Source organism: Gluconobacter sp. R75690 (genome assembly GCF_015244525.1).
Lineage (GTDB): Bacteria > Pseudomonadota > Alphaproteobacteria > Acetobacterales > Acetobacteraceae > Gluconobacter > Gluconobacter potus.
Window position 1 is genome coordinate 170,024 of record NZ_JABCQB010000002.1, and the last position, 26,950, is coordinate 196,973.

29 protein-coding genes and 1 tRNA gene are annotated in these 26,950 nt (G+C 59.8%); 9 read left to right on the top strand and 21 right to left on the bottom strand.

The features are described from left to right. Positions 1-16 precede the first annotated feature (16 nt). The 11 genes from HKD27_RS03175 to HKD27_RS03225 form a co-directional block, all read right to left on the bottom strand. Positions 17-628 (bottom strand): hypothetical protein, encoded by a 612-nt coding sequence (locus HKD27_RS03175; protein WP_194688491.1) that lies wholly within the window; start codon positions 626-628, stop codon positions 17-19. A 72-nt stretch (positions 629-700) separates the two neighbouring features. Continuing rightward, positions 701-1,330 (bottom strand): DUF1269 domain-containing protein, encoded by a 630-nt coding sequence (locus HKD27_RS03180; protein ID WP_194688490.1) that lies wholly within the window; start codon positions 1,328-1,330, stop codon positions 701-703. Positions 1,331-1,445: 115 nt separating this feature from the next. Beyond that, a complete protein-coding gene (locus HKD27_RS03185) occupies positions 1,446-1,907 on the bottom strand; it encodes a hypothetical protein (protein ID WP_062495194.1) in 462 nt (153 codons plus the stop codon). Between the two features lie 133 nt (positions 1,908-2,040). Next, positions 2,041-2,574, bottom strand: a complete 534-nt coding sequence (locus HKD27_RS03190) for an energy transducer TonB (RefSeq protein WP_194688489.1) — start codon at positions 2,572-2,574, stop codon at positions 2,041-2,043. Between the two features lie 175 nt (positions 2,575-2,749). After that, positions 2,750-2,825, bottom strand: a tRNA-Phe gene (locus HKD27_RS03195). A gap of 60 nt (positions 2,826-2,885) precedes the next feature. Continuing rightward, positions 2,886-3,065: a DNA gyrase inhibitor YacG gene (locus tag HKD27_RS03200; protein ID WP_194688488.1), complete on the bottom strand. Its 180-nt coding sequence runs from the start codon at positions 3,063-3,065 to the stop codon at positions 2,886-2,888. Further along, positions 3,062-4,105: a ribonuclease E/G gene (locus HKD27_RS03205; RefSeq protein ID WP_194688487.1), complete on the bottom strand. Its 1,044-nt coding sequence runs from the start codon at positions 4,103-4,105 to the stop codon at positions 3,062-3,064. The genes HKD27_RS03200 and HKD27_RS03205 overlap by 4 nt, the downstream gene beginning before the upstream one ends. After that, positions 4,102-4,758 (bottom strand): nucleoside triphosphate pyrophosphatase, encoded by a 657-nt coding sequence (locus tag HKD27_RS03210; protein WP_194264870.1) that lies wholly within the window; start codon positions 4,756-4,758, stop codon positions 4,102-4,104. The genes HKD27_RS03205 and HKD27_RS03210 overlap by 4 nt, the downstream gene beginning before the upstream one ends. A gap of 13 nt (positions 4,759-4,771) precedes the next feature. Next, on the bottom strand, positions 4,772-4,990 hold the full coding sequence (gene infA, locus HKD27_RS03215; RefSeq protein ID WP_007282896.1) for a translation initiation factor IF-1: 219 nt from the start codon (positions 4,988-4,990) through the stop codon (positions 4,772-4,774). A gap of 195 nt (positions 4,991-5,185) precedes the next feature. Then, entirely contained in the window at positions 5,186-6,478 is a 1,293-nt protein-coding gene (locus HKD27_RS03220; protein ID WP_194688486.1) for a DEAD/DEAH box helicase, read from the bottom strand. A gap of 127 nt (positions 6,479-6,605) precedes the next feature. Next, positions 6,606-7,046 (bottom strand): hypothetical protein, encoded by a 441-nt coding sequence (locus tag HKD27_RS03225; RefSeq protein WP_194688485.1) that lies wholly within the window; start codon positions 7,044-7,046, stop codon positions 6,606-6,608. A 569-nt stretch (positions 7,047-7,615) separates the two neighbouring features. Here HKD27_RS03225 and HKD27_RS03230 point away from each other — a divergent pair. Together HKD27_RS03230 and HKD27_RS03235 are read left to right on the top strand one after the other, a co-directional pair. Continuing rightward, the gene (locus tag HKD27_RS03230; RefSeq protein WP_197436594.1) at positions 7,616-8,845 is read left to right on the top strand and encodes a cytochrome-c peroxidase; all 1,230 of its coding nucleotides are present in this window, start codon (positions 7,616-7,618) and stop codon (positions 8,843-8,845) included. 52 nt (positions 8,846-8,897) lie between these two features. Next, positions 8,898-10,580, top strand: coding sequence for a phospholipase C (locus tag HKD27_RS03235; RefSeq protein ID WP_228518310.1), 1,683 nt, complete (start codon positions 8,898-8,900; stop codon positions 10,578-10,580). A 47-nt stretch (positions 10,581-10,627) separates the two neighbouring features. On the opposite strand, the gene hisD is transcribed toward HKD27_RS03235, so the two are convergent. After that, positions 10,628-11,920, bottom strand: coding sequence for a histidinol dehydrogenase (gene hisD, locus HKD27_RS03240; protein ID WP_194688483.1), 1,293 nt, complete (start codon positions 11,918-11,920; stop codon positions 10,628-10,630). Further along, complete coding sequence (gene hisG, locus HKD27_RS03245) at positions 11,920-12,645, bottom strand: ATP phosphoribosyltransferase (protein ID WP_062495092.1); 726 nt, start codon at positions 12,643-12,645, stop codon at positions 11,920-11,922. The genes hisD and hisG overlap by 1 nt, the downstream gene beginning before the upstream one ends. Positions 12,646-12,844: 199 nt before the next feature. Between hisG and HKD27_RS03250 the strand changes: the two genes are divergently transcribed. Together HKD27_RS03250 and HKD27_RS03255 are read left to right on the top strand one after the other, a co-directional pair. Beyond that, positions 12,845-13,213 carry a GntR family transcriptional regulator gene (locus HKD27_RS03250; RefSeq protein ID WP_231748090.1) on the top strand — a complete coding sequence of 123 codons (369 nt, stop codon included), beginning with the start codon at positions 12,845-12,847 and terminating at the stop codon, positions 13,211-13,213. 34 nt (positions 13,214-13,247) lie between these two features. Then, positions 13,248-14,198: a slipin family protein gene (locus tag HKD27_RS03255; protein ID WP_194264864.1), complete on the top strand. Its 951-nt coding sequence runs from the start codon at positions 13,248-13,250 to the stop codon at positions 14,196-14,198. Here HKD27_RS03255 and gmk read toward each other — a convergent pair. Further along, the gene (gene gmk, locus HKD27_RS03260; protein ID WP_194264863.1) at positions 14,188-14,814 is read right to left on the bottom strand and encodes a guanylate kinase; all 627 of its coding nucleotides are present in this window, start codon (positions 14,812-14,814) and stop codon (positions 14,188-14,190) included. The genes HKD27_RS03255 and gmk overlap by 11 nt on opposite strands. A gap of 195 nt (positions 14,815-15,009) precedes the next feature. Continuing rightward, positions 15,010-16,269, bottom strand: coding sequence for an AI-2E family transporter (locus tag HKD27_RS03265; RefSeq protein WP_194688482.1), 1,260 nt, complete (start codon positions 16,267-16,269; stop codon positions 15,010-15,012). A gap of 185 nt (positions 16,270-16,454) precedes the next feature. Here HKD27_RS03265 and pqqA point away from each other — a divergent pair, with 185 nt between their 5' ends. The 5 genes from pqqA (at position 16,455) to pqqE (ending at position 19,626) form a co-directional block, all read left to right on the top strand. Next, positions 16,455-16,535 carry a pyrroloquinoline quinone precursor peptide PqqA gene (pqqA, locus tag HKD27_RS03270; RefSeq protein WP_010502998.1) on the top strand — a complete coding sequence of 27 codons (81 nt, stop codon included), beginning with the start codon at positions 16,455-16,457 and terminating at the stop codon, positions 16,533-16,535. A 115-nt stretch (positions 16,536-16,650) separates the two neighbouring features. After that, complete coding sequence (gene pqqB / locus HKD27_RS03275) at positions 16,651-17,565, top strand: pyrroloquinoline quinone biosynthesis protein PqqB (RefSeq protein WP_194688481.1); 915 nt, start codon at positions 16,651-16,653, stop codon at positions 17,563-17,565. Further along, positions 17,562-18,281, top strand: a complete 720-nt coding sequence (pqqC, locus tag HKD27_RS03280) for a pyrroloquinoline-quinone synthase PqqC (protein WP_062459570.1) — start codon at positions 17,562-17,564, stop codon at positions 18,279-18,281. Before pqqB ends, pqqC begins: the two co-directional genes overlap by 4 nt. Further along, positions 18,278-18,568 (top strand): pyrroloquinoline quinone biosynthesis peptide chaperone PqqD, encoded by a 291-nt coding sequence (gene pqqD, locus HKD27_RS03285; RefSeq protein ID WP_062495087.1) that lies wholly within the window; start codon positions 18,278-18,280, stop codon positions 18,566-18,568. Before pqqC ends, pqqD begins: the two co-directional genes overlap by 4 nt. Then, the gene (pqqE, locus tag HKD27_RS03290) at positions 18,565-19,626 is read left to right on the top strand and encodes a pyrroloquinoline quinone biosynthesis protein PqqE (protein ID WP_194688480.1); all 1,062 of its coding nucleotides are present in this window, start codon (positions 18,565-18,567) and stop codon (positions 19,624-19,626) included. The genes pqqD and pqqE overlap by 4 nt, the downstream gene beginning before the upstream one ends. A gap of 23 nt (positions 19,627-19,649) precedes the next feature. Here the strand turns inward: pqqE and HKD27_RS03295 are convergent, their stop codons facing one another. The 6 genes from HKD27_RS03295 to ribD form a co-directional block, all read right to left on the bottom strand. Next, entirely contained in the window at positions 19,650-21,053 is a 1,404-nt protein-coding gene (locus HKD27_RS03295; RefSeq protein WP_194688479.1) for a hypothetical protein, read from the bottom strand. Between the two features lie 106 nt (positions 21,054-21,159). Beyond that, entirely contained in the window at positions 21,160-23,274 is a 2,115-nt protein-coding gene (locus tag HKD27_RS03300; protein ID WP_194688478.1) for a hypothetical protein, read from the bottom strand. A gap of 269 nt (positions 23,275-23,543) precedes the next feature. Continuing rightward, complete coding sequence (ribH, locus tag HKD27_RS03305; protein ID WP_062495082.1) at positions 23,544-24,023, bottom strand: 6,7-dimethyl-8-ribityllumazine synthase; 480 nt, start codon at positions 24,021-24,023, stop codon at positions 23,544-23,546. Then, on the bottom strand, positions 24,020-25,273 hold the full coding sequence (gene ribB / locus HKD27_RS03310) for a 3,4-dihydroxy-2-butanone-4-phosphate synthase (RefSeq protein ID WP_194688477.1): 1,254 nt from the start codon (positions 25,271-25,273) through the stop codon (positions 24,020-24,022). The genes ribH and ribB overlap by 4 nt, the downstream gene beginning before the upstream one ends. Continuing rightward, positions 25,270-25,908 carry a riboflavin synthase gene (locus HKD27_RS03315; RefSeq protein ID WP_062495078.1) on the bottom strand — a complete coding sequence of 213 codons (639 nt, stop codon included), beginning with the start codon at positions 25,906-25,908 and terminating at the stop codon, positions 25,270-25,272. Before HKD27_RS03315 ends, ribB begins: the two co-directional genes overlap by 4 nt. Then, positions 25,890-26,939: a bifunctional diaminohydroxyphosphoribosylaminopyrimidine deaminase/5-amino-6-(5-phosphoribosylamino)uracil reductase RibD gene (gene ribD, locus HKD27_RS03320; protein WP_228518293.1), complete on the bottom strand. Its 1,050-nt coding sequence runs from the start codon at positions 26,937-26,939 to the stop codon at positions 25,890-25,892. Before ribD ends, HKD27_RS03315 begins: the two co-directional genes overlap by 19 nt. Positions 26,940-26,950: the final 11 nt, after the last annotated feature.

The following is a 26,950-nucleotide window of genomic DNA, read 5'->3' on the forward strand; positions in this document are numbered from 1 at the left end:
CCCAATGGCTGTTGTCTCAGTCCAAGTTGATAATAGCGGAGATAAGACGACTCTTCAGAGCGCTCCGGGTCGGTGCATCGAGCCCTATGATTTTCTCTCGGGATTCAGCTGAAAAACGCCACATCTGGTCTGGTACAACATGTGCCGTAATCTGTTCTTCCAATGTGTCTTTTGCCGGATCGCTCTCAAGTGCCTTCGTGGCATCATGGACTGCTATTTCATAAGTCTGAAAATAAGGCAGGCTACGGGACATGGCCCTCTGAAAATCTTCCCAGCTTTTCATTCCGTCAGGCACGCTGTCCGCCATATTGACCTGCATGCACACATGATCCTGATATCCGGATTCCTCGGGAACAGAAGCCGCGACACCAAGTTTCTTCAACTCCGCATCCTGTACAAGCGCCGCATCCTGCATGCAGGCCTTGCCATAAGCCTTAATGGCCTTCCAGTCCGCGACCTGCTGCGTGGTCGCACCCGGAAAAGCACCCCGGACCAACCCGTAATCGCCGGGCTCGAAACTGCCGTCATGAATAAAGGGCGCCAGAACGGGCGGCGCAGGAGCCGCGGGTGCTGCTGAAAACACCCCCAGACCGGCCAGCGGGAAAAGCATACGAAAACGGGCCATCATGACGACATCCTGTAAGGAAATGTTAGGTCACGATGGCCCGCATCAGAGGCTCAGATCAAGACCGTAACGGTCTCAGCCGCCCGTGATCCTGTTCTTCAGATTGTGAAGGCTGGTCGAAACCTGCTTCTGCCAGTCGGTCATGCGCTCGTGCCATTCGGTCGAATGCTGCTGCACCAGAACACGGCCGGCTTCTGCGGCTGCGGCTGCCTGCGCCTTCTGCTGGGCCAGGACCTCGCGCTCCACGGCCTCGATCGGCCGACGCAGCACCAGCGATGCACCCAGCGACGCCGCCAGATCGTCCACGACCTGCGGTACATATTCCTGAACCGTCGCGATCACGGCCGTCGTCCCCACGGGAATGACGGAGGCGATCTGTGCCAGAAGGCTGCTGCGGATCGCCGCATCCTCAACCGACAGACTCGATCCCACGAGCGCACCCATGGACGCCCCGAGAAGCACGCCCAGCGGCCCCAGAAGAAGCCCGACGAGCGAGCCCAGAAGCGTTCCGTTCAGAACCTGCTCGCCGGAAGCGCCATTGGCCCAGTTGTCGTGAATGGTGATGTTGCCGTCCGTGGTACGCTCAACGACAGCCTCGTTGATGACGACCAGCTTCTGGTCCGCAGCCCGTTCCCGCAGTTCGGAAAACGCCTGAAAAGCCTTGCTCTGCTCGGTGAAGGAGAGAACAAGAATGTTGGTATCCATGATCTGTCACGCTCCGCTCCCCCGCGAAAAAATGCAGGAAGAGCCGGGCACGCGGGGGAAGTGTCCGGCCTGTCACCGCAGCCTTCCCGGAAGGCTGCGGGAGGAGGACACCAGATTACCGGCTCAGCGTAAAGGTCAGACCCTGCGCACCCGCAGCCAGACGCGCACCTTCGGTCGCCGTCTCGATCTTGATGCGCACGCCGTTGCTGTTGGACAGGACAGCGCCACCCAGACCCTTGTCCAGCGTCGCTTCCCCAGCAAGCGCGCCGTAGCTGCCGTCGAAATCATGCAGATGCTTCAGGTTGTAGACGGTGCCTTCGGCTTTCAGGGCGGAGTAGCCGACGGCAGCGATGTTCCCGCCGCTGACCTTGAAGTGATAGGTATGATGGCCGTAGGTCAGGGTGCCATCACCCCAAGTGTAACCAATGCCGACATCCGCCGAATGGGCGGTGAGGGTGACGTGTCCGACAGGGGCCCCGAGCGTATCTTCAGCGCGTACGGCAGGAGCTGCGACAAGACCGGCACCGAAAAGGACGGCTGCAAGGGCGACGCCACGGCGGCTGATATTGAAAGACATCATGAAACCTTCTGTCTGTTTTCATAGTCAGGCCCTGCGGGTGCAAACCCGTGTGGCACTGACACTTGAGGAGACAACGCTCCGACGCGGGTTCGGATGCATGCGAAGGGAGAATTCATGTTCCGGTTATCGGTCACCGGTCCGGAGGGATGAGGAAGTTGAAGTGCATCCTGTAGTGTGAACTGACGGGATGGCCGTTTCTCATCGCGGGGAAATAGGACGCCTGAACCACATAGTCGAGTGCGGCCTGATTCAGTTCCGCATAATGCCCTTCCCGGGCCATACAGTCGTGGGAACGGCCCTGGGCATCGATCGTACAGGCCACCGTGACGTGATCTTCGATATGCCGGTCGATCATGTCCTGAGGATAACGGGGCGTTCCGGACACGGCGCGGTTGAGCCGGGCGGCGTGGGTGTTGTCCTGATGGTCCGATATTCCGAAAAACCTGCCCGGGCCGATATTCAGATGGGCGATCTGCGGCACCAGAACAGCAACCTGAAACAGGCAGATGCAGAGTACGGGCAGGAGAAACCAGACTGGTGGCTGGCGACGTCGCCCGTTGGTATCCGGCTCGGGACAGGGCTGGAGTTCAGACTGGGGGCCCTGCTCCGGTTCCATCAGGGGTGGAATGTCCGGGTCGTGATGCCGGGAAAGGGGATCGTCCATTGTTCGGTTCCCGATATCTCCGGGCACGAGAGATGAGGCCTGTTTCAGACGGCGATGGCCTGCCCGGCGTCATCATGGAAGATCCGGCTGTCAGAACGCCAGAGGGAATCGCACCATGACAGAGGCAGCCATTCGCGTGAAGCGCTGATCAGAAGATGATTTTTCAGGAGAAAAATGGTGCCCAAGGGCGGAATCGAACCACCGACACTGCGATTTTCAGTCGCATGCTCTACCAACTGAGCTACTTGGGCACCGAGCTTCAGGGCGGACCCTGTTGCGGAGATGGGGTTTAACTGATGATTGAGGCGGGATCAACCCTCCCTGTCGCGATATTCGTCGTGCTCTTCGTCATTATCCTGACGAAAGGACGGAACGCGGTAGGTCCCGCTGAACCAGCGGCCCAGATCGACATCCGCACAGTGGCGGGAGCAGAAAGGCCGGAACTGCGGATCGGTGGGGCGATGGCAGATCGGGCAGGTGGCGTTGTTCATGACAGGCTCCAGCTTGCGGGTGGGGCATTGGGATCAAGGACAAGATCAAGCGGCCGGGCGCGACGGGATATGAAATCCGCCAGGGCATCGGGATCGTTTTCCAGTGCCCTGACGAGTCCGATCGAGGCGGTCAGCGTCTGGCCGGGGCGGTTTTCGCGCAGGATCGTCCGGAGGATGGACAGCGCCTGCCCATGTGGGGAGGACAGGAGTTCATGCAAGGGGGGGCGACGGCGCGGACGCGTCAGTTCCAGCAGGCCGGACGGTGTGGCGCCGAGGACGTCCGGTTTCAGGGGATCGCCAGCCAGAGCCTCACGCAGGAAAGGGACCAGAGCCGGGCGTTTGCGCGTCTTCACACCCGCCGGATCTACCAGAATCGTGCCCGAGAGGTTCCGCAGGCGGATCTGTCGGGCCAGTTCAGGGAAGGCTGCGACATTGCCCTTGAAGTCCGGGGCGCCAGTGCTGTCGAGGTCGATGGCGACAAGGGCGGGAGTCGGGAAAATGCTGGTGGTCAGGAGGCCCAGATCGGCTTCGGGGCTGCCGAGACTGTCGAAATCTGCTTCCAGCGCAGCGTCGAACGCCTGCTGGCAGCGCTGAAGGCGCGGACGCAGCCGGACAGGCAGTTTTGCCGCAATGCCCGGATCGTCCACGAAAATCGGAGCATCCGGATAACGGTCCGCCAACTCGTCGAGCGGGGTTGGTCCGCGTTCGAGCAGTTTGGGGCCGGAGGGGGCCTCAGTGGGCATGTCCGCCCGGCGCAGCCTCAGGCCCTTGTCGTTCTGGGCGGCGCGGCTGACGCGGGCTGCGGTCAGAGCCCCTTCGATCAGGTTCTCGCGGGTGGAGAGAAAGCCGCTCTGACCGTCTTCGAGCAGGACGAAAGCGCCGCCGAGAACTGGGGCGGCTTTCTGGACGCGGACGACGTGCCAGTCTTCCAGACCATCCGGGCAGCCGGGACGCCAGATCGCGGCATCCAGCAATGTGTCATGGTCCGTGACAGCAATCCGCACTTCGCCCGGGGAACAGGCTGCGCGGATTTCGGTCATGCGATCCAGCCACCTGAGGGCTTGCCAACCGGCTGTCCGCGCAGGAGCTGGGCCGTTTCAAACAGTGGCAGCCCCACGACGGCGGAATAGCTGCCGCCGATCTGGCGGATATGGGCGGCGGCGGCGCCCTGGATGGCATAGCCGCCCGCCTTGCCCTGCCAGTCCCCCTGCGCGATCAGGGCGTCGATCTGCGCATCCGTCAGGCGATGGAAAATGACGGAGGTTTCCACCAGTCGCTCGCAGGGCGTGCCCTGTGGCCAGCCCGCGCTCGGGCGCAGGACCACGGCCGTCAGCACCTTGTGGCGACGGCCGGAGAGCAGCTTCAGGCAGGCGCGGGCCGTCTTTTCGTCTTCGGCTTTTGGCAGGACGCGGCGACCGACCGAAACCACCGTGTCCGCGCCGAGGACGAGGGCTGCATCCGTACGCTGCGCGGCCACATGCTCCGCCTTCTGGCGGGCGAGGCGCTGCGCAAGCGGACGCGGCAGTTCGCCGGGGCGCGGCTCTTCGTCGATATCGGCGCTGACGACGGCGTCGGGCACGATGCCGATCTGTTCCAGCAGGCTCAGGCGGCGCGGGGAGGCGGAGGCCAGAACGAGCTTCGGACGGTCCGGAAGGCCGGATGACCCTTCTGCGGAAGACGGGGAGGAGGTCATGCGGCGGACGGTCTTACTTGAAGCGGAACGTGATCCGGCCCTTGGACAGGTCGTACGGCGTCATTTCGACGTTCACGCGGTCACCGGCCAGAACGCGGATGCGGTTCTTGCGCATCTTGCCGCTGGTATGGGCCAGGATGGTGTGCTCGTTGTCGAGCGTGACGCGGAACATGGCGTTGGGGAGCAGTTCCATGACGGTGCCGGTAAACTCGATCAGGTCTTCTTTTGACATGTGAATCCTTGCTTCAGGGACAGGGTAATGATCTGCGCGCGGCAGTGGCTCCGGTGCGGAGCCAGAAAATCCAGCCCGCTATGTGCGGACTGTCAGCCCAAAGGTCAAGCATGACCGGTCCCTGTCGGGGGATTCTTGCGGTTTTTTGGTACTCTCGCGTCGTGCCGCCCTCTCAGGCAGCACGACGGGATCTGTTCAGGACGTCTTGGCAGCAGCCCGGGCAGCCATTTTTTCCTCTTCGGTCCACACGCGGCGCTCGCGCAGCTTCTGCGGCTTGACCTGCTTGACCGGACCGCCGCCGAGGACGGGCGGGCGCATGGTCGAGTTCCGGGCCTTTTCGCAGTGCCATTCATGGCTGTCATGAACGTCCAGCGTCCGACCGATCTCACGCTCCACGGCGTGCAGCCAGGCACGCTGCTCGGCATCGCACAGCGTGATGGCAAAACCGCTGCGACCCGCACGGCCCGTGCGGCCGATCCGGTGTACGTAGCTTTCCGGCAGGCTCGGCAGATCGTGGTTGATCACATGCGTGACCGTATCGACGTCGATGCCGCGCGCGGCGATATCGGTTGCCACCAGAACCTGAACATCGCCTTCGCGGAAAGCGTTCAGGGCACGCTCGCGCTGACCCTGCGAGCGGTTGCCGTGCAGGGCCTCGGCCGTGATGCCGGATTCCGTCAGAAAGGTGCAGACCTCGTTGGCGATGTTCTTCTGCAATGTGAAGACGACAGCCTGACCAATGCCCGGCGTCCGGAGCTGCGCCAGAAGGGCCGCTTTCTTGTCGGAGGCATTGAGGAACATGACCGACTGTTCGATCCGGTCCACGGTGCTCGAAGGCGGTGCGATCTCGACCTTGGCCGGATTGCGCAGGAGGCTCTCGACGAGGGCTGCGATGGACTTGGGCATCGTTGCGGAAAACAGCACCGTGTGGCGCTCTTCGGGGAGCGTTGCGACAATGCGCTCGATCGGCTTGGCAAAGCCCATGTCCAGCATCTGGTCGGCTTCATCCAGCACCAGCGCTTCAAGCTGCGACAGATCGCACAGGCCCTGCTCGATCAGGTCCAGCAGGCGTCCCGGTGCGGCGACGATGATGTCCACACCCTCTTCAAGCGCCTTGACCTGATGCACCTGACTGACACCGCCGAAAATCGTCGTCACGCGTACCGGCTGATGACAGCTGAAGCTCTCGAACCCGTCTGCAATCTGGGAGACCAGTTCACGTGTGGGTGCCAGAACCAGAACGCGCGCGCCGTTTTTAGGGGCAGGACGGGGCGTTGCAGCGAGCCGGTGCAGCAGGGGCAGCGCAAAAGAGGCCGTCTTGCCGGTGCCGGTCTGGGCCAGCCCGAGCAGATCGCGGCCTTCCAGCAGAAGCGGGATGGACTGGGCCTGAATGGGCGTGGGTTTGACGTAACCCGCTTCGTCCAGCGCGCGGAGGAGGGTGGGCGCCAGAGCGAGATCGGCAAAAGCCTGGGCAGAAGTCGGGGACATGATGAAGCGGCGCCTCCGGCGCTGAGTAAAGCTGCGCCTGATGGGGCTTCGCGGATTCAGAAAACGGGCTTGTACGAATGATGCCTGTCGCCGTCAACGCAACGAAAGAGCTTGCTGCCCCCGTCTGTCAGGGCAGTTTGGAAATATCGCGCATGGCCACGACCAGAGACATGTGTGACGCCAGAAGCCGCTGCGGCAACGTGGGCAGATAGATCCGGATGGCCTCAAGGCGTTTGGACTCCGGAAGTGCCGCAAAAGGTGGGCGCGATCCGGGGCCCTCACTGCCCGCATCATAGCTTTTGGCAATTGCGGCAAAAAGGGAAGCGGGGACCGAAGCCAGAAGCGCTCTCTGTGCGGGGTTCAGAAGCCGGTCCCGCAGGGGGCCGGAGAGGGTGCGCTCTTCCGCTATTTTCGGTGGCTCGTAAGGCTTGAGCTGGGTCAGCGGGAATTCAACCTCCACGCCATTGGCCTGCTCTACATAACCGGTGGAGCCGTCGATATCGACCAGCCTGCCATCATGCGTGCCCTTCAGGTCCGAAACATGATCTCCGATCGACAACTGGGCCATGACTGATTTCTCCTTCTCGGTTCGGACCCTAATGCAGTTCGGGATCGTGGGTGAAAACTTTCTGCTTCCCGTGCCCGATTTCAAATCCGTAAGGCATATGCGAACGTCGTGCGGACTGCATCAGTCCTGCCTTCATGGGAAAAGGAAGCGAAAAACCACAGGTTGAGGTTCATAAAACTGTCATATCCCCCTTCTTGTTGAATCCGTTATCAGCCCTTGTCTCGGACACAGCGATTACGTCTTGGCCGGAACTGATCGGGAGGACTGGCTCAGGACTGGCAACAAGGAAGCCCCCGCATTTCAGTATGGTACGACCTTTGGTTATGACGGGTTCAGGAAACGGTGCATGTGTGGGGTGGAGAACGGACGTCTCTCCTGTGAGAAGCGTGATGCGGACAATCCGGTGTGTCAGTGCAGTCCTTGGCATGACGGTGCTCGGCGCAGGTTGTGAGGCGCAATCCTCACCTGTATCGCCCCCGGTGTCTCAGGATGTCTGTGATCCAGCGCCGGATGGCCGGAACCCCTGTCCCCAGACTTTTCATCGCCCCAGACAGGCTCCTTTGTCGCAGATGGCGCAGATCGGGCGCATGCTGTTTTACGACAGGGCACTGTCCGGTTCCGGGAAGCTGTCCTGCGCGTCCTGTCATGATCCGGAGAACCATTACGGACCGACGGGCAATGCGTCCGTTTTCGAAGGTGGGGCGGATCTGCACCGGCAGGGACGGCGGGCAATTCCCACGCTGACCTATCTGGAACGTATGCCGCCGTTCAGTATCGGTCCGGATCTGGGAAATGACGATGTGGCTCCGCGCGTCATCGCTGTGCCGAATACGGGAAACCAGCGCGGCAGCAAAAGTGCGGCGGATACGGCATCATCCGCCGCCCATATCGTTCCACAGGGCGGATTCTTCTGGGATGGTCGGGCCGATACGTTTCAGCAGCAGGCGGGTGGCCCGCTTTTTGATCCCGATGAAATGGCCTCCACGCCGGAGCGTGTCACTGCGCGGCTGAACACGGCACCCTACCGTGCGGCTCTTCTTGCGCTGGCGGGTACGCGCGGGGAAAAGGATCCTGCCTTCCTGCGTGAAGAAGCGCTGTTCGCAATCGGGCGCTATGAGCTGGAAGACCGTCATTTCCATGAATATTCCAGCAGGTTTGATGCCTGGCTGGCAGGAAAAGCCCGGTTCACCCCACTCGAACGCGAAGGATATCTCCTGTTCAACGATCCGCAGAAAGGCAACTGTGCGGCCTGTCATCTCGATCACATTACGCGCGATGGCCTGCCCCCGCTTTTCACCGATCATCAGTATGAAGCGCTTGGTGCCCCACGCAATATGGCGATCAGCCGCAATGCCGTCGCCAGCTATGACGATCTCGGAATGTGCGATGCTCAGCCCGATGGCCGGAAGGCTTTTGCGGCGTATTGCGGGATGTTCGTGACGCCGACCCTGCGCAATGTAGCGACGCGTCATGTTTTTTTCCATAACGGTGTTTTTCACACGCTCGAAGCTGTTCTGGATTTCTATGCTGTCCGGGATCTTCAGCCTGAAAAATTCTATCCGCGCAGGCCGGACGGAAAAATCAACGTCTACAACGACATTCCGGAACAATATCGTTCCAATATTGACATGATAGATGCGCCGTTTGATCGCAAGGCCGGAGAGTCGCCGGCGTTAACCGAAAGCGAGCGCCGGGCGATCATCGCGTTTCTTGGGACGCTGACAGATACGGATGCTCCGACTGTAGCTCCTGCGGCTGACACCGTCACGGGACAGACAGGGAAACGACAGGATGGGTGACATGCTCCACAAACCAGAAGCATTCGGACGAACGATGGACGTGGGGTTCAGGATGTTTGTCAAACCGGTTGATCGTAGTGAGGAAAGGTTCCGTAAGGTGTTCATCAAGTGCGTACAACGAGCAAAATCCGGCCTGGCAGTCCTTCTGTCCGGCTCTATTCTTTTTCCATCCGTGGGGCTGGCGGCGTCTTCCTCTGTGGCCGAGACCTATCAGACTGCGACGCCCATCAAGCATGTCGTGGTGATTTTTCAGGAAAACCGTTCCTTCGACCATTATTTCGCGACCTATCCCAAGGCGGCGAATGTGAGCGGTGAACCGGCTTTTACTGCGTTGGCTGATACGCCTGCTGTCAACAATCTCACAAGCGCAAATCTCCTTACGAACAATCCGAACTCCAGTTCGGCGAATGGGGCGGGAGCAGCGCTTCCGTTCCGCATCGACCGGACGCAGGCGAATACGGCGGATCAGAACCACAGCTACACGCCGGAACAGCAGGCTTACGATGGCGGGAAGATGGATCTGTTTCCAAAATATACCGGATCAGCAACATCTGGAAGTTCGGGTGCTTTCGGAACAAAGGGGCAGGTCCTGGGGTATTTTGATGGCAACACGGTCACGGCGCTTTGGAATTACGCCCAGCATTACGCGATGAGCGACAATAACTGGAGCGATACATACGGGCCCTCCACGCCGGGTGCGCTTGAGGTTGTGGCTGGCCAGACCAACGGTCTTCAGCCTGTTGCGGGTAACATGCTCGGGAGTGCCTACATCCATGACGGGCAGGGAGGATACACCCTGATCAACGATGAGGATCCGGCTTACGACAGGTGCTCGACCCCGTCACAGGTGCTGATCAATGCCAGAAACATCGGCGATCTGTTGAACGAGAAGGGGATTTCCTGGGGCGGTTTCCTGGGCGGCTTTGACCTGACGCTCACGAACGCGAACAACACCACGGGGTGCAGTCGCAGTACCTATTCCGAAACGGTAGGAACTCGCACGGATTATGTTCCGCATCATGCCTGGTTCCAGTATTTCGCGAGTACGTCCAATCCGACGCATGCCCGGCCGAACTCTTTGGCTTCGATCGGTTTCAGCACGATCCCCGGCACTTCAACGCGGGAACCGGCCAACCATCAGTATGATATCAAGGATTTCTATACGGCCGTGAAGGCAGGGAATTTCCCTGCGGTCTCCTATATCAAGATGCCGGGCTATCAGGACGGTCATCCTGGCAACTCGGACCCGCTGGATGAGCAGAACGGAATTGTAACTCTCGTCAACTTTATCCAGAGCCAGCCGGAATGGGCCAGCACGGCGATCATCATCGACTATGATGACTCCGATGGCTGGTACGATCATGCGTTCCACAAACCGCTCTGGGGCTCGTTCGACAGCACCGCCGATCAGCTCAACGGCGCCGGGATCTGCGGAACCGCAGGATCAGCTCCGAAGGGTGTGGCGGGCAAGCCGGTCAATGGCCGTTGCGGGCCGGGGACGCGCATCCCGCTCATCGTGATCTCTCCGTATGCCCGCCGGAACTTCGTCAGTCATGACCTGACGAGTCAGGCATCCGTGGTGCGCTTCATCGAAGACAACTGGCTGGGCGGAAAGCGGCTTGGTGGGGGCTCGTTTGATGCGGCCGCGGGCCAGATCAATACGATGTTCGACTTCACGCAGACACCGAACACCACGCCTCTGGTTCTGGACGCGGATACGGGTTTGCTCCGGTAACACGAGATGTTCCGGGAGGTGTCAGAGCCTCCCGGCTGGAGGCTGGATCAGTTCTTTTCCAGCCTGACCGACAGGCTGAGCGCATGGGCGTCCAGCCCTTCGGCCCTCGCCAGCGCCACACCGGCCGGGCCGATCCGGCGCAGGCCGGCTTCGTCGGCTTCGATGGTGGTGGTGCGTTTGATGAAGTCGAAGACTGACAGGCCGGAGGCGAACCGCGCCGTGCGGCTGGTCGGCAGGACGTGGTTCGGGCCGCCGACATAATCGCCCACGGCTTCGGGGCAGTAGCGGCCCATGAAGATTGCGCCTGCGTGGCGGATCATGGCCGAGAACTCGCGCGGGGCATCGAGCATGACTTCCAGATGCTCGGGCGCCAGTGCGTTGACGATCTCGGCGGCTTCCTCATGCGAGCGGACCACGATGATCGCGCCATGATCGTCCCAGCTTTTGGAGGCGATGGCTGTGCGGGGGAGGGTTTCCAGCTCCGTGCGGACGGCTTCGGCAGCGCGGTCGGCAAAGGCGGCATCCGTCGTGATAAGGATGGCCTGGGCCTGCTCGTCATGTTCGGCTTGGGCGAGCAGATCGAGCGCAACAAGGCGCGGATCGTTCTGGCCATCGGCGACGACCACGACTTCGGACGGCCCGGCGATGCTGTCGATGCCGACATGGCCGAAGACCTGCCGCTTGGCTTCCGCAACGAAGGCGTTGCCCGGCCCGACGATGCGGTCCACGGGCGCGATAAGGTCCGTACCAAACGCCATGGCGCCTACGGCCTGCGCGCCACCGATGCGGTAGATTTCCTCAACGCCGCAGAGTTGCGCGGCTGCGAGAACCAGCGGGTTCAGCACACCGTCCGGAGATGGCACGCACATGGCGAGCCGCTTCACACCCGCAACGCGGGCGGGCAGGGCGTTCATCAGCACGGAAGACGGATAGGCTGCCTTGCCGCCCGGAACATACAGCCCGACCGCATCCAGCGGGGTCCAGCGCATGCCAAGGCGGATGCCGTCTTCGTCCGTGAAATCCAGATCCTTCGGCATCTGCGCGGCGTGGAACGTCTCGATCCGGCGGGCGGCAGTGCGCAGGGCGTCCATCAGGTCCGCAGGGACGCGCGCGGCTTCGGAGGCGATTTCTTCTGCGCTGATCCGCAGCTTTTCAGGCGGCAACGTCAGGCGATCAAAGCGGGCGGTGTAATCGCACAGGGCTTCATCGCCCCGGCTGCGCACATCGGCGAGGATGGCGCGGACCGGCTCGGCCACGCTGCGTTCATCGCTTCCACGCGCGGCAAGCAGTGTTGCAAACTCTTCGGAGAAACCGGTCGCGGACGTATTGAGGCGTTTCATCAGGCGGCTTCTTCCGTGTTCAGAGCGGCGCGGAAGCGTTCGATCAGGGCGCTGATTTCTTCGGGACGGGTCTTGAGCGCAACGCGGTTGACGATCAGGCGGCTCGTGACGTGGGCGATGGTCTCGGTTTCCATCAGGCCATTGGCGCGCAGCGTGGAACCGGTATCGACCAGATCGACGATCACGCTTGCCAGATCGAGCGTCGGTGCCAGTTCCATCGCACCATTCAGATGCACGATCTCGGCGTTGATGGCGCGGGAGGCGAAATGGCGGCGGGCGATGGTCGGGTATTTCGTGGCGACGCGCAGGCGGGACTGACCGGTTGCGGGGTCCTCGACCATGGTCTTGGGGCGTGCGACGGAAATGCGGCAGCCGCCAATGCCCAGATCGAGCGGCGCATAGATGTCCGGATAGTCGAACTCCATCAGCACATCCGCACCGCAGACGCCAATATCCGCGCCGCCATAGGCCACGAAGGTCGCGACATCGAAGGAGCGGACCCGGACCACATCCAGATTCGGATCGGACGTGCCAAAGCGCAGGCGGCGGCTGCTTTCGGTCAGGCAATCCGGATCGGGTTCGATGCCGGTGCGGCTCAGGACGGGGGCCAGCGCCTTGAGGATACGCCCTTTCGGGAGCGCCAGGATCAAGGGTGAGTCACTGCGGACAGCGAGGTCCGCTCCGGTCTGGAGGCCGTTTCCGGTCCCGTTCTGGGGCGCTGTCATGAAGTGTCTTTCCCTTGCCGTCCGCAGCCACTGAGAGAACAGCAGGCCATATCACGAAGCCGGAGTCTTCCCAAGTTCCCCAAAGGAATTTCCAGCCTCGGTGTGGGGCGGATGCGAATTTTCTTGACGTCCGGAAGCGCCATCGCTCAATCTTGTATGTATGTCTGCCAACATAGAAACATTACTGTTTCCCACGTCTTTGTCCGACACGAGTGGCCTGCCGCTCCGGGTCCAGCTCCGAGAACGCGTGCTGGCGGCCATCGGCTCGGGACTTCTCGGTCCGGGGGATCGTCTGCCCACCATGCGTGCCCTGGCGGTTCATCTGCGGGTGGATCTCAACACCGTGCAGCGGGCCTATGCCGAGCTGGAACGTCTGGGGGCCATCCAGACCTTCCGGGCACGTGGCAGTTTCGTCAGCGACAGGCCACCGCCCCCGGATGAAGAGCGCCGGGCGGCGGATATCCGGGATCTGGCCGCTTCCACGATCGCCCGGTGCCAGGCGCTGGGTCTGGAGCCGGAAGCGGTTCTTCAGGCCATGCGCGATCTTCTTTCCCTGTCCAACTCCTGATGCCGAGAGACGGCGTTTCGAAAGGCTGATGTCCATGCCGGAATTTCCTGTTTTCCCGTCCCTTTCGCCACTGCGGTCCGCAGGGAACCGGTCGCGTCTGCCCGTCAATACGGTCGCGGCGTCCATCGCGGGTGCGATCCTGCTGGCCGGCGCCGGTCTGACGGCCCTGACGAAAGCGCCGGGCTGGGTGATCGGTGGCCTGGTTCTCGGGCTGCTGGTGATGATGTCGCTGCGGATGTGCAATTCCTGGCAGCGCGTTCTGGTCCTGCGGGCTGGGAAGATTCAGGGTCTGCGCGGCCCGGGCCTGTTCATGATCGTGCCGTTCCTCGATCAGATCGACGCCGTGGTGGATCAGCGTATCCGCACGGTACCTGTTCATACGCGACAGACCCTGACGCGCGATACGACGCCCGTGGATGTGGATGCGGTCGTGTTCTGGATGGTGCATGACCCGCTGCGGGCGATCACGGAACTCGACAATTATGAAGGTTCGGTGTCGATGGTCGCACTGACCACCCTGCGTGAGGTGGTGAGCAGTTCGGACCTCGCCACGCTGCTGGAAGACCGCCGCCGTATCGACGGGGAATTGCGGGATCTTATCGAGATCAAGACGCGCGAATGGGGTGTGACGGTGCAGGCCGTCGAAATCCGTGACGTGCAGCTTCCCGACAGTCTTCAGGACGCCATGAGCCGTCAGGCCCAGGCTGAACGTGAACGCGCCGCCCGCGTCACGCTGGCTTCGGCGGAGCGGGAAGTGGCACATGAACTGGCGCTGGCGGCGAAGACCTATGAGGCCTCACCGATCGCGCTTCAGATCCTGCAGATCAACCGTATCTTCGAGATGAACAAGAACCGCGGCACCACCATCCTGATGCCGACCACCATGGCGGATTCGATGACCACCGCCACGGCCTTCGCCGCCGCAATGCAGACGGTCCAGCCGGAAGCGGCTCCTCCGGTGGCCGCAGGTGAGGTCAGCGACTGAAGCTGGCGACCATGCCGCGCAGGTTACGCTGACGCCGTGTCGCAAGCCGCGCGGCTGTAAGCACGGAGCGGGCCTGCGAAATGGCGGTGTCGAGGTCCGAGTTGATGATCGTGTGATCGAACTCGGACCAGTGGGAAATCTCGTCCAGCGCGGCCTTCATGCGCTTGGCGATTTCTTCCGGATCATCCGACGCCCGCTTGTTCAGTCGGCGTTCCAGCTCTTCCAGTGACGGCGGCAGAACGAACAGGCTCACCACATCGTCCGGCAGGGCGGCGCGCAGCAGGCGGTGTCCCTGCCAGTCGATGTCGAACACCATGTCATGCCCGGCATCCAGCGCTTCCTCGACTGGAGCGCGCGGCGTGCCATACCCCCGCCCGAAAACTTCTGCCCATTCCAGAAGCTCGCCATCCGCGGCCATGCGGCGGAATTCTGCAATATCCCGGAAATGGTAATGCACGCCCTCGACTTCGCCCGGACGCGGACTGCGCGTTGTGACCGAGACGGAATGGCGCAGCGTGGGCTCCGAAGCGCGCAGGGCGTTGGCAATGGTGGACTTGCCCGCACCAGACGGGGCCGAGATCACCAGACAGACGCCGCGGCGGGGCAGTTGGGTCATGGGGTCTCCTTGCATTATGAGCCGGATGGGAAGTGTTCTGCCGAAGCGTCTAGCGTGAAAGGGGCGGTTTTGGCCAGATATTCAGGGCGCTGCCCTGAAACCCGCAAAGGGACGCGGTCCCTTTGAACCCATAAATTTACAAACGGGATCAAAGGGGCGAGCCCCTTTGTGGGGCGCGGGGCAAAGCCCCGATCCTCACGGCTCGGACTGAAGCTGCGCGACGATGGCGCGGCTGATCGTCCGCCGCGTCGGGCCGCCCAGCACATGGCCGAGCGGGGCGAGCACTTCGATATGGTCACAGACGATCTTGAAGACCGCGAGCATCGGGACGGACAGGAACGCGCCCGAAATGCCCCACATCCAGTCCCAGAACAGCAGCGATCCCATGACGAAGACGGGATTGAGCGTGAAACGCCGGGCCAGCAGCATGGGTGTAATGGTCTCGCCTTCCAGAACATGGATCAGCAGGTAGATCGAGGGCGGCAGGAGTGCGTAAAGCAGGGACGGGAAACTGAACAGCCCGACCACGAAATAGACCACCACACCCGTCAGTGGGCCGATGATGGGAATGTAGTTCAGCAGGAAAGCGAGCACGCCCCACAGAAGCGGGTTGGGCATGCCGGTGGCCCAGCACTGGATCATGTTCACCAGCCCGACACCCAGATTCATCATCGTGATCGTCACGAGATAGAGCGAGACGTTCTGCTCGATCTGGGTCGCCATTTCGACGAGGCGGCGTTTCTTGGCGTAGGTTGGCATGATCTCGACGCAGCGGCGCAGGAGCGTGTCGCCTTCCGTCATGAGAAAGAACAGCATCAGCAGCATCGAGAAAAAGCCGCCGGCCAGTTCGCGTGTTCCGGCCAGGACGGAGGATCCGAGGCGCGAGAGAGCCGTTTCTCCCCCGATCGTCCCGCTCACGCCATGGGTGGTGTGTGTGCTGCCCGAATGGCCGCTGAACATGGCGGAAAGGCGCATATAGTCGCGCTGGACCACGTCGATTGGCCCGCTGAGCAGGGCCAGCTTGCTTTGCAGGGCGGGAAGCGTCTGAGGGGCGCGCGTGATCCAGCCGGCGGCCGGGACGGAAATGGTCGTGGCGATTCCGCCCACGATTCCGAACATCATGACGATCAGCATGAGGCCTGCCAGATGCCGGGGCAGGTGCAGGCGCTGCGTCAGGAATCGCATGGGCGCGATCATGAGCAGGTTCAGGACGAGCGCGAAGACGAAGGGCAGCAGGATGGGCGCGGTGAAATACAGCGAATAGAATACGGCCAGAATCGTCAGGATCAGGACGCACATGTCGCGGATGTTCAGGTGTTCGCGCAGGAGATTGCGGTCGAGGGTCGGGTCCGGAAAATCGCCGTCGGGCAACAGTCTTTCGCCCGTTTTTTCGGAGGGAGAGGGGCTGTCGTTACAGGCAGGGTCGGCGGAGGACGCGATGGGACGGCCGGACATGTTTTCTTTGCCTGCAACGGAGACGGAGCTTACGGACCAGAACGATCCGCGAAAGGACACAGTTGCGTGTTCTGCCCAAAAACCCCCTTGAACTCCAGTGCCATCCGGTCACTAAATCATGAGGAGCGCCTGTGGATGCGTGGTCTGTCGCATTCGCCGGTTATCGCAGACTAAGGAGAAACATTATGGCCTGGAACACCCCCAAAGTTACCGAAATCCCGCTGGGCGCAGAAATCAATTCGTATGTCTGCGGCGAGAAGAAATAAGCCGCTTCCCCGGGGACCTGTCCTTGAGGAATAATGGCACGGCCGCTCCCCCATGGAGCGGCCGTTTTCATTCATGGGTGCCCTGGGGCGCCCCAGTCAGACGGTTTGTGAAAAAATGATTGATGTCATCGTGCTCGGCGCGGCGGCAGGGGGCGGTTTCCCACAGTGGAACTCCGCAGCACCCGGCTGTGTGGCTGCCCGCACGCGACAGGGCGCGAAAGCCCGGACCCAGGCTTCTCTTGCCGTCAGTGCCGACGGAAAGCGCTGGTTCATTCTCAACGCCTCGCCCGATCTGCGGCAGCAGATCATCGACACGCCAGCCCTGCATCATCAGGGCAGCCTGCGCGGAACTCCCATTCAGGGCGTCGTCCTGACCTGCGGCGAGATCGACGCCATAACGGGGCTTCTGACGCTGCGTGAGCGTGAGCCCTTTACCCTGATGGGCAGCGACTCGACCCTTCAGCAACTCGCGGACAATCCGATCTTTGGCGCACTCGACCCGGAAATCGTCCCGCGTATCCCGCTTATTCTCGACGAAGCCACGTCCCTGATGAACAAGGACGGGATTCCGTCCGGCCTTCTGCTCACGGCTTTCGCCGTTCCGGGCAAGGCGCCGCTTTATGCGGAAGCCGCTGGCTCACGCCCGGACGAGACGCTCGGCTTGTCAATCACGGACGGAAAAAAGACGCTGCTCTTCATTCCCGGCTGTGCGCAGATTACGTCGGAAATCGTGGAACGGGTGGCCGCGGCCGATCTCGTGTTCTTTGACGGGACGCTGTGGCGGGATGATGAAATGATCCGCGCCGGGCTGAGCCCGAAGAGCGGGCAGCGCATGGGGCATGTGTCCGTGAATGATGCCGGTGGGCCGGTAGAATGTTTCACCACATGCGAAAAACCTCGCAAGGTGTTGATTCATATCAACAACTCCAATCCAATTCTGTTCGAAGACAGCCCCGAACGCAAAGACGTTGAACGCGCCGGATGGACGGTTGCGGAAGATGGCATGACTTTCAGACTGGACACACCATGACGCTCCTTACGCCTGACCAGCTTGAAGCACAGCTTCGTCAGATCGGTGCCGAGCGGTACCACAACCGGCACCCGTTCCATCGCAAGCTGCATGACGGCAAGCTCGACAAGGCACAGGTTCAGGCCTGGGCACTGAACCGCTATTATTATCAGGCGCGCATCCCGGCCAAGGATGCGACCCTGCTTGCCCGCCTGCCCACGGCCGAACTGCGTCGGGAATGGCGCCGCCGGATTGAGGATCATGACGGTACGGAGCCCGGAACGGGCGGCGTCGCTCGCTGGCTGATGCTGACGGATGGTCTGGGGCTCGACCGGGACTATGTGGAAAGCCTCGATGGCCTGCTTCCGGCTACGCGCTTCTCGGTCGATGCCTATGTAAATTTCGTGCGGGACCAGTCGATTCTGGCGGCCATTGCGTCGTCGCTGACGGAACTGTTTTCGCCTACGATTATCAGCGAGCGTGTGTCGGGGATGCTGCGTCACTACGACTTCGTGTCGGAAAAGACGCTGGCTTATTTCACGCCCCGCCTCACGCAGGCCCCACGGGATTCCGATTTCGCTCTGGCCTATGTGCGCGAAAATGCCCGCACGCCGGAGCAGCAGAAAGAGGTCCTGGGAGCGCTGGAGTTCAAGTGTTCCGTGCTGTGGACGATGCTGGATGCGCTCGATTACGCCTATGTGGAGGGTCACATTCCGCCGGGCGCTTTCGTTCCATGATGGAAGTCCCCCGGGGTATCGTGGAAGAGACGGTGCTCTCTTTCGCCCGCGGCCACCGGCTCCAGCACGATCGCGTGCGGGATGTGTGGATCGTGCAGGCCCCTGAAAAAGCATTTGTGATTGAGGGCGCCGCGCCGCATATTCTGCGGCTGCTGGATGGGAAACGCAGCGTCGGCGATATCATCCAGCAGCTTGCCCAAGAGTTTTCCGCCCCGCGTGAGGTCATTGCGAAGGATGTCCTCACGCTTCTTTCTGAACTGACAGAAAAGAACGTCCTGCACACATGACACTCCCTTCGCCGCCGATGAGCCTTCTGGCTGAACTGACGCATCGATGCCCGCTTGCCTGCCCCTACTGCTCCAATCCGCTTGAACTCGAACGCAAGGCGGCAGAACTCGATACGGCCACCTGGACTGCCGTACTGGAGCAGGCGGCCGAGCTTGGAGTCCTGCAGGTTCATTTCTCCGGCGGCGAGCCCATGGCCCGGCCCGATCTGGTCGAACTGGTCTCCGTCGCGCGGAGACTTAACCTGTATTCCAACCTGATCACGTCCGGCGTCCTACTGGACGAACCGAAACTGGAAGCTCTGGACAAGGCGGGACTGGACCACATCCAGCTCTCCTTCCAGGACGTGACGGAAGCGGGAGCCGAGCGTATTGGCGGTCTCAAGGGGGCGCAGGCCCGCAAGATCGCGGCGGCGCGGCTGATCCGCGCATCCGGCATTCCGATGACGCTCAATTTTGTGGTGCACAGGGAAAATGTTGCCCGTATCCCCGAGATGTTCGCGCTGGCACGGGAACTCGGAGCCGGGCGGGTGGAGATCGCGCATACCCAGTATTATGGCTGGGGGCTGAAAAATCGCGATGCGCTTCTCCCCAGCAGGGACCAGCTAGAGGAATCCACCCGTGCCGTGGAAGCTGAACGCGCGAAGGGCGGCCTTTCCATCGATTATGTGACGCCGGACTATCATGCAGACCGGCCGAAGCCCTGCATGGGGGGATGGGGGCAGCGTTTCGTGAATGTCACGCCCTCGGGACGGGTGCTGCCGTGCCATGCGGCCGAGATCATTCCGGATGTCGCGTTCCCGAACGTGAAAGACGTGACCCTGTCCGAGATCTGGAACATCTCGCCCCTGTTCAACATGTTCCGCGGGACGGACTGGATGCCCGAGCCCTGCCGCTCCTGCGAACGCAAGGAAAGGGACTGGGGCGGATGCCGCTGTCAGGCGCTTGCGCTGACGGGAAATGCGGCAAACACCGATCCAGTCTGTAGCCTGTCACCGTTTCACAACCTTGTGGAACAGGCAGGGAGTCAAAAAACAGAGTTTGTCTATCGGGGGCGGTAAAGTACGGTCGGTTTTTTTTAAACCTACGCCTCGTCGGATGATGATCCTTCTTCGAGGCGGTTTAGAAAACGTTTCATCGCTTCAAGTTTCCAGTCATAAGCGCCGACTCCACCGGCAAAATGAACAACAACCTCGTTTATGTTGTCTACATATGATTGGTATTTATCGTCGGGGCTGCTATTGTATTTCATATCAAAATTTATGACTGCTGACGAAAGTAATTCACTCCCTAATGAAGCAAATTTTCCCAGAACATAATTTGCTACTGGCTGGTCAAAGCAGCGAATTATTTGTCTTGTTCCCCAAATTGTGCTTTGTCTAAAGATTATTTCTCTAATTGTTTTGAAAAATTCCGAAACTTCTTGGTAATTTTTGAATCCTATAATGCCAGTCGAAAATCCGAAATTGGGTTTTTTTGATGCCGAATCATCATCAAAAAGTTCATTTCCCCAATAGATATCATGAGTAATATCATCTACTTCTTTGAATACTTGAAGTTGATGAATGGTATCAGATAGAATTGAATTTAATACGATTTCTATCGGTTTTTTTACGATTATGTCTGTATCCATATATAATATTGGCTGATATTCACTGAGTGATGATAGTGATTCTGTATCAAATCGTGCAGACATGTAGTCTACATTGTCAAGTGCAGTATATTTTTCTATACCAATCTTATCAAATGTTCCATTTGGGAGAAAATCTTTAATGTATTCATGATCTTTTTCTGTAAAAATCTTGATTTCTCCAGAGTATTTCCCGTACTCTCTTAGAGAAGATATAGACATTTTAAGGCATTCGAAACCTTCAGGACGCCCAAAGCTGCAATAGTATACTGCGGGTCTAAATAAATCTAAAAACTCTGTTTTCCATACGTCATGAAAAAGAATTATCTCTTTTAGATTTGATTTTCTTAATGCTTCGATCAAATTTTCGGTATTTGTAGAGAAAAAATCCCCAATTCGTATTGTGAAGTCACCTTCATCAGAAATTTCATGGTGTGAGACGATTTCTTTTCGAGAACGAATATGCCAAGAATTATTTAAAAAATGGGATAGATTATTTAAATCTTCTTGGGAGATAATTCTGAATGTTTCCCAATTAAAATTTCGAGTTTTATCAACGGCTACGTTGCCCGTGGATGTAGCGCTCATGTAAAGGCCATGAAACATTAAGCTGATATAGGGACCGGATCTTGGGGGATATTTAATATCAAATATTGTTGAACCCATCCCAGGTTTTAAGCTCATATCTTCTGAAACAGATATGGGTTCTACATTGTTAATTTTAATTTCAGCTTTGGTGCCTTTAATTTCAACTGTTACAGAGGGTGATTGGTTGTTTATTTCGCGGCAAACAAGATTATTATTATTTTCGTCAAAGTCTAAAACTGTGTTCCATGACGAGAGAAGGAAAAATACCATGACTTTCAATGTCCCTACGCTAAAGGATAGCTGTAGAGACATATTCTTTTTTTTCTGGAATTCCAGCCAGAAACGCTAGAGTGGGAACGTGAGGGTTGTTTCTGTTTTATTGAGAAATAGTATTATTTTGGCTGTCAGTCCATTTGGATATGGATGCATGCCAGTACACAACGACTCCGCTGATGCCATTCAGTTTGCAATCCGAACACCATAGTCGTGCACCATCTAATTCATTTTTTGTGGGGAGTGTTTCTAATGTATATGAGGATGATGCTATAGACCCGCCGCCGGAAATTCCGCCATCATTACTTGAGTTGGAAGCATACCAGTTCCCGTAACCATCAGGGTGCCAGGCCGACGATGAAGTTGTTCCGCCTGCTGTAGAACGGAGATCTCCTTTTGACTGAATGGACACCCACGCACCAATGTTGGAACATAGCGACATACTGTAGCTGTCAGGAGCGCACCATCCTGAAAACAGGTTGTTGTCGAGTGTTGAAGGTTGGATATAGAGTGTATTGCCCCCGGTGATGGAGAAGCTGGAGCTGAATGTGCTCGTGCCACTAACGGAAATATTTCCGTCGCCTGTCAGGGTAAAGCCACAATTATGTCCGTACCCGCATAGATCAAGCCCACCATAATTTTCTGCACGGTTCCATTCAATGTCGGCCTGCTTGGAGCCGCCCGGATCGCCTTCAGTGACGGGGTCTCCGTCTATTGTCGGACCAAAATGCGAAACAGCCTGTTCCCAGCCCTGAGGCGCGGTCGGGTTGTCGAAAGAATTCCAGAGAAGAAAGCGCATCCGGTTGGCGCCGCCGATCCACTGGTCCCACTCCTGATAGAGCTGTGCTGTGTTCTGAGCGGTCAGTGACTGGTTTTTGAGAGAAGGGACATAGATATTGTCACCGTTGATGAGCCAGTTTCCCTCACCCCCGTCGAAAAGAAGATGCTGGGTTATGTTGCCGCCCAGGAAGATCTGCCGGCTGTCGGTTGTCAGCGCTGCTGGCTGGTTTCCTGCATTCATGCTGATTCCCTGCCAGTCGACAGAGTTGTTCGGAGCGGTGCCATTGACGATATTCAGGTCAACCTCAAGGGGGGTGATCTGATGGATCAGTGACTTATTGGATGTTGAGGGTGTGAGGTTGCTGGCATCAAGGTTGAAAAACCAGTTATTCCCAAATGCGCTGGAAGCCGCACCGCCGCCGAGAAACACTGTCGGAGAGGTATAGGCGCTCCATACGGTATCAAGGGTATCTGTCTGCGGGATCTGGTCACTTGCCTTTGTCCCGTAGCCTGGCACGTCCCAGGCATAAACGCTGATGGATGTATCACCTGCCGAGGGGGAGGTGCTTACGAAGCCTGCATAGAGGTTCCGCTTCGGAAGAGCGCCGCTGGTATTCGTGAGAGACAGTGCCGGATTGGGGCTGTTGGTAGTGATGTACATGTTCGGGTGGATCTGGGCGGCCTGGGCCGCTGTCAGCGGGGTCGCGAGCTGTACGGAAGTCGCGGTATAGCCCGTTGCTGTCAGAATGAGCCGCGCAGGGGTGTCGGCGACCAGAACGCAGTTTGCAACCGTATCATAGCCTCCGACCCCTACGACGGCAGAGGCGCCATTATGAGGATCCTGCTGAGAAATTGGAAACTGCGAATTGTAGACAGATCCAGTCATGGCGACGCCAGTGGCGCAGCCCGCAGAGTAAGGGCCGTAGGGGTCGCTCTGCACGAGAAGCGATCGCGGATTGAAGGTGTTGTTGCCTTCTCCCGTCGCAGTCTGGCCGCCGAACAGCGCGCTTTCATAACCCTGCGCAAATACATCCACGCTGGTGGCGTTTTTCTGCCATGCGCCCAACCAGTCGGCCCCGGATGTCAGTGGATTCGTGAGATCATTGTTGCTGTCAAGCGATGCAATACCGTTGGCAGTATTGATGAGAGATTTCTGAACATAGTCCTGCAGAGTATTTTCGGTGACACTGACAGGGCAAAGAATGGGATGATTATTTGCGTCCACCCCACAGGCCTGAACAGAGACAGTTGCATCATGCCATTGTCCTTTCAGATCCTGATAGGCGCCGACAACAGGCTTTCCCGTTGCATCAAGGCCAGACGTAATCATGACGGGATGGTATTGGTTATCAGCTGCCCGATAGGCTTGCGGAATCACATCCGATGCCAGAGCTGGACTGGACAGCAGTACGCAAAAGAAAAATAATTTCTTCAACATTAAATTCCTCAATTTTTCAGGAAGACGATGTAATCGACCTTAGCCCGGAAGCATCGGGAAGGAACATTTAGGGTATTTTATGATTGTTTTGTGAAGGAAAATAAAACCCTTCTACATTGGTAAATGTATAGCAAAAACTGCGCTCAATTGCAAGTCTGTTATATTTTCCGAGTATTCCAGTAGCGTCTGAGAGCGCATCCAGAGCAGATGAGGACCACTCCTGATGGTCACGGAGAATATTCCGTAAACCATCAGGGATCGTGACATGATCAGGAGAGTGCGGGCACGGTCCGCAGAAAGGCTACGCTCTCGACGCAGGCCGCCGCCGCTTCGCGGCCCTTGTTCTCGGCATCCTTGCGGGAGCGATCCACGGCCTGCTGTTCGGTGTAGGTCGTGAGGATTCCGAAGGCGATCGGCACTTCGGTCGCAAGCTGGGCCTGCATGATGCCGATGGTGGCGCCGAGCGAGATGAACTCGAAATGCGCGGTGTCACCCTTGATGACGCAGCCGAGGCAGATCACGCCTTCATACTTGCCGGACTTCGCCAGACGCTGGGCCAGCAGCGGCAGTTCGAAAGCGCCGGGCGCGTCATAGACGTCCACATCCGTGATGCCGCGTTCTTCCAGCCATTCGAGCGAACCGTTTTTCAGGCCGCCCGTGATGTTCGTGTTGAAGCGGCTGACCACGATGGCCATTTTCGGCGCGGGCGAGAGACGCAGATCGGGGGCTACGGGGATGTGCTTGCTCATGCCGGCTGTTCCTGAAGGAAATGGCCCATCCGCGTGCGTTTGGTCGCAAGATAGGCGCGGTTGAAAGGATTGGCTTCGATTTCCAGACGCTCGCTGGATTTTACGTCAAAGCCGAAGCGGACGAGGTTGGATTCCTTGTCCGGATTGTTCGTCAGAAGGCGGAGCGAGCTCACGCCCAGATGGCGCAGAAGGTCGGCCGCCGCATCCCATTCGCGGGCATCGGCGGGCAGGCCGAGAGCCTCGTTGGCCTCCACCGTATCCATGCCGTGATCCTGAAGCTCGTAGGCGCGGATCTTGTTGGCGAGTCCGATCCCGCGTCCTTCATGGCCCCGCAGATAGACCAGCACGCCGGATTCCGACGCCGAAATCCGCTCCAGCGCCTCGCGGAGCTGCGCGCCGCAGTCGCAGCGTAGGGAGCCAAGCGCATCGCCCGTCACACATTCCGAATGCAGCCGGATCAGCGGTACGCCCCTGGATGGATCGCCCTTCACCAGCGCGACATGCTCCACGCCATCGACGGCACGGAAGGCATGGATCCGCAGGTCATGGCCGCCAAAGATGCTCGGCAGGGCGGATTCAGCAACCATTTCGCCAGCGGCCGGGACAGGCGTGCAGATCAGGTCATGACCTGCGACAGGGCCACGGCCATGCTCGCGGCACCAGTCCTGAAGGTCTGCGATGCTGACCACGGGCATGTTGTGCTTCGCCGCATATTTCCGCAGTTCAGGCAGGCGCATCATGCTGCCGTCATCGGCCATGATTTCGCAGATCACGGCTGCCGGTTCCAGCCCGGCCAGACGCGTGATGTCAATGGAGCCTTCGGTATGGCCGTTGCGGCCCAGCACGCCTTCCGGATGGGCGCGGAGCGGGAAGATGTGGCCGGGCGAGACGACGTCGTCCGGCGTGGCCGCCGGATTGGCCGCAACGACGATCGTGCGTGCACGGTCGGCGGCGGAAATGCCGGTCGTCACCCCCGTTGCTGCTTCGATCGAGACCGTGAAGGCCGTGCCGCGCGGGTCGCGGTTGCGCGTGACCATGGGCGGCAGGCCAAGGCGGTCCACCTGTTCGGCTTCCAGCGGCAGGCAGACCAGCCCGCGCGCCTCGCGGACCATGAAGTTGATGGCTTCTGGCGTGGCGAACTGCGCCGCCATGACCAGATCGCCTTCGTTCTCACGGTTTTCATCATCGACCATGACGACCATGCCGCCAGCGCGGATGGCCTCGATGGCCGCTTTCAGGGACGGCTTCATGATGCGGCCTTTGCAAGACTGGGCGAGAACCGCAGCAGGTTCTCGACATATTTGGAGAGCACGTCGACTTCCACATCCATCCGGTCCCCGACCGACAGCGTGGAGAGGTTGGTGTGTTCCCAGGTGTGCGGGATGATCGTCAGGCCGACTTCGAAACCGGCCTGATTGCCGCGGGTGATGTCGTCATGCAGCTCGTTCACCGTCAGGCTGATGCCGTCGAAGGTGATGGAGCCCTTTTCCACGACATACTGACGCAGCGCCTGCGGGACGAACACGCGCAGGGCATAGGAGTCGCCCGCCTTTTCGACGCTGGCGAGGGTCGCCACGCCATCCACATGGCCCTGCACGATATGGCCCGAAAGGCGCGTGCTGGCGGCAACGGCGCGTTCCAGATTGACGCGTGATCCGGCCTTGAGCTGGTCCAGCGGGGTGCGGGACAGGGTTTCGCCGCTGAGATGGAACGTCGCCACGCCTGCCGCATCGAAGGTCTCGACCGTCAGACACACGCCGTTCACGGCCACGCTCTCGCCGAGTTCCAGATCGGGGAATCCGGTTTCCACGGTCAGGTCCATCGCTTTGTCACGGACGGAAGCGGAGCGGACGGTTCCCAGACGCTCTATGATTCCAGAGAACATGCGTTTTCCCTCAGCAGTCGCAGCGGGCTCTCGTCCCGCGATTTCAGGTCGATGCGGTCAGCGCCCGCAATGTTGTGGCCCGGGGTCTTGTGAATGGTGAGCCAGTCGTCCCACAGCCCGGCATCGGCCACGGATGCCAGCAGGGCCGGACCGGCCTCGATCATCGCCCAGTTCACGCCCCGCTCCGCCAGCATGGCGGGGACGGAGAGCAGATCGGAACTGGGGAGAACCTCGAACCCGGCTTCCGTCATTTCGGCAACCCAGTCTGCCGGAAGGCGGCCGTGGCGGTCGCAGACGACGAGCAGGCGTGGCGAACGCTCCTCATGATCCGCGACATGCCGGACCGTGAAGCGAGGGCGGTCCGCCAGAACGGTGCCGACGCCGGTGATGATCGCATCCGTCGCGCGGCGCAGGCGGTGCGCAAGGGCGAGCGAGTCCGGAGATGTGAAAGTTTTCTGTCCCGGGGGCGGCACCATGGAGCCGTGTTCGTCCAGCGCCTGTTTGACGCTGATCCACGGGCGGTGGCGCACCACGCGGCTTGCGAAAGGGGCCAGAAGGGCCCGGCAGTCCCGTGCCAGATCCGCCATGTCCGGCCGATCGGCCAGCATAACCACACGCTTTCCGCCCGGCATTTCGCGCAGTCGCGCGGCTCCGCCGGCAGCCTGCGGGTTCGGATCGGCCGCACCGATCCAGACTTCATGAACCGGGCTGTTGCGCAGGGCTTCGCTGCATGGCGGCGTGCGCCCAGTATGGTTGCAGGGCTCCAGCGTCACGAGGGCCACGCGCGCCTGATCCAGCACACCTGCCGCCCGGGCCTGCGCCAGAGCCATGGCTTCAGCATGGGGCTGCCCGACGCGCGGGTGGACGCCGACCGTGAGGATACGGCCCTCCGCATCCAGCAGCGCACAGCCCACAGACGGGTTGGGTGCCGTAGCGCCGAAAGTCTCGACAGCCTGCGCGATGGCCGAACGAAAGCCATGGCGGATCGCGGTCAGCGAAACTGTGTCGGAAAGGGTAGTCTGGTCAGCCAAGTTGCGTCTTC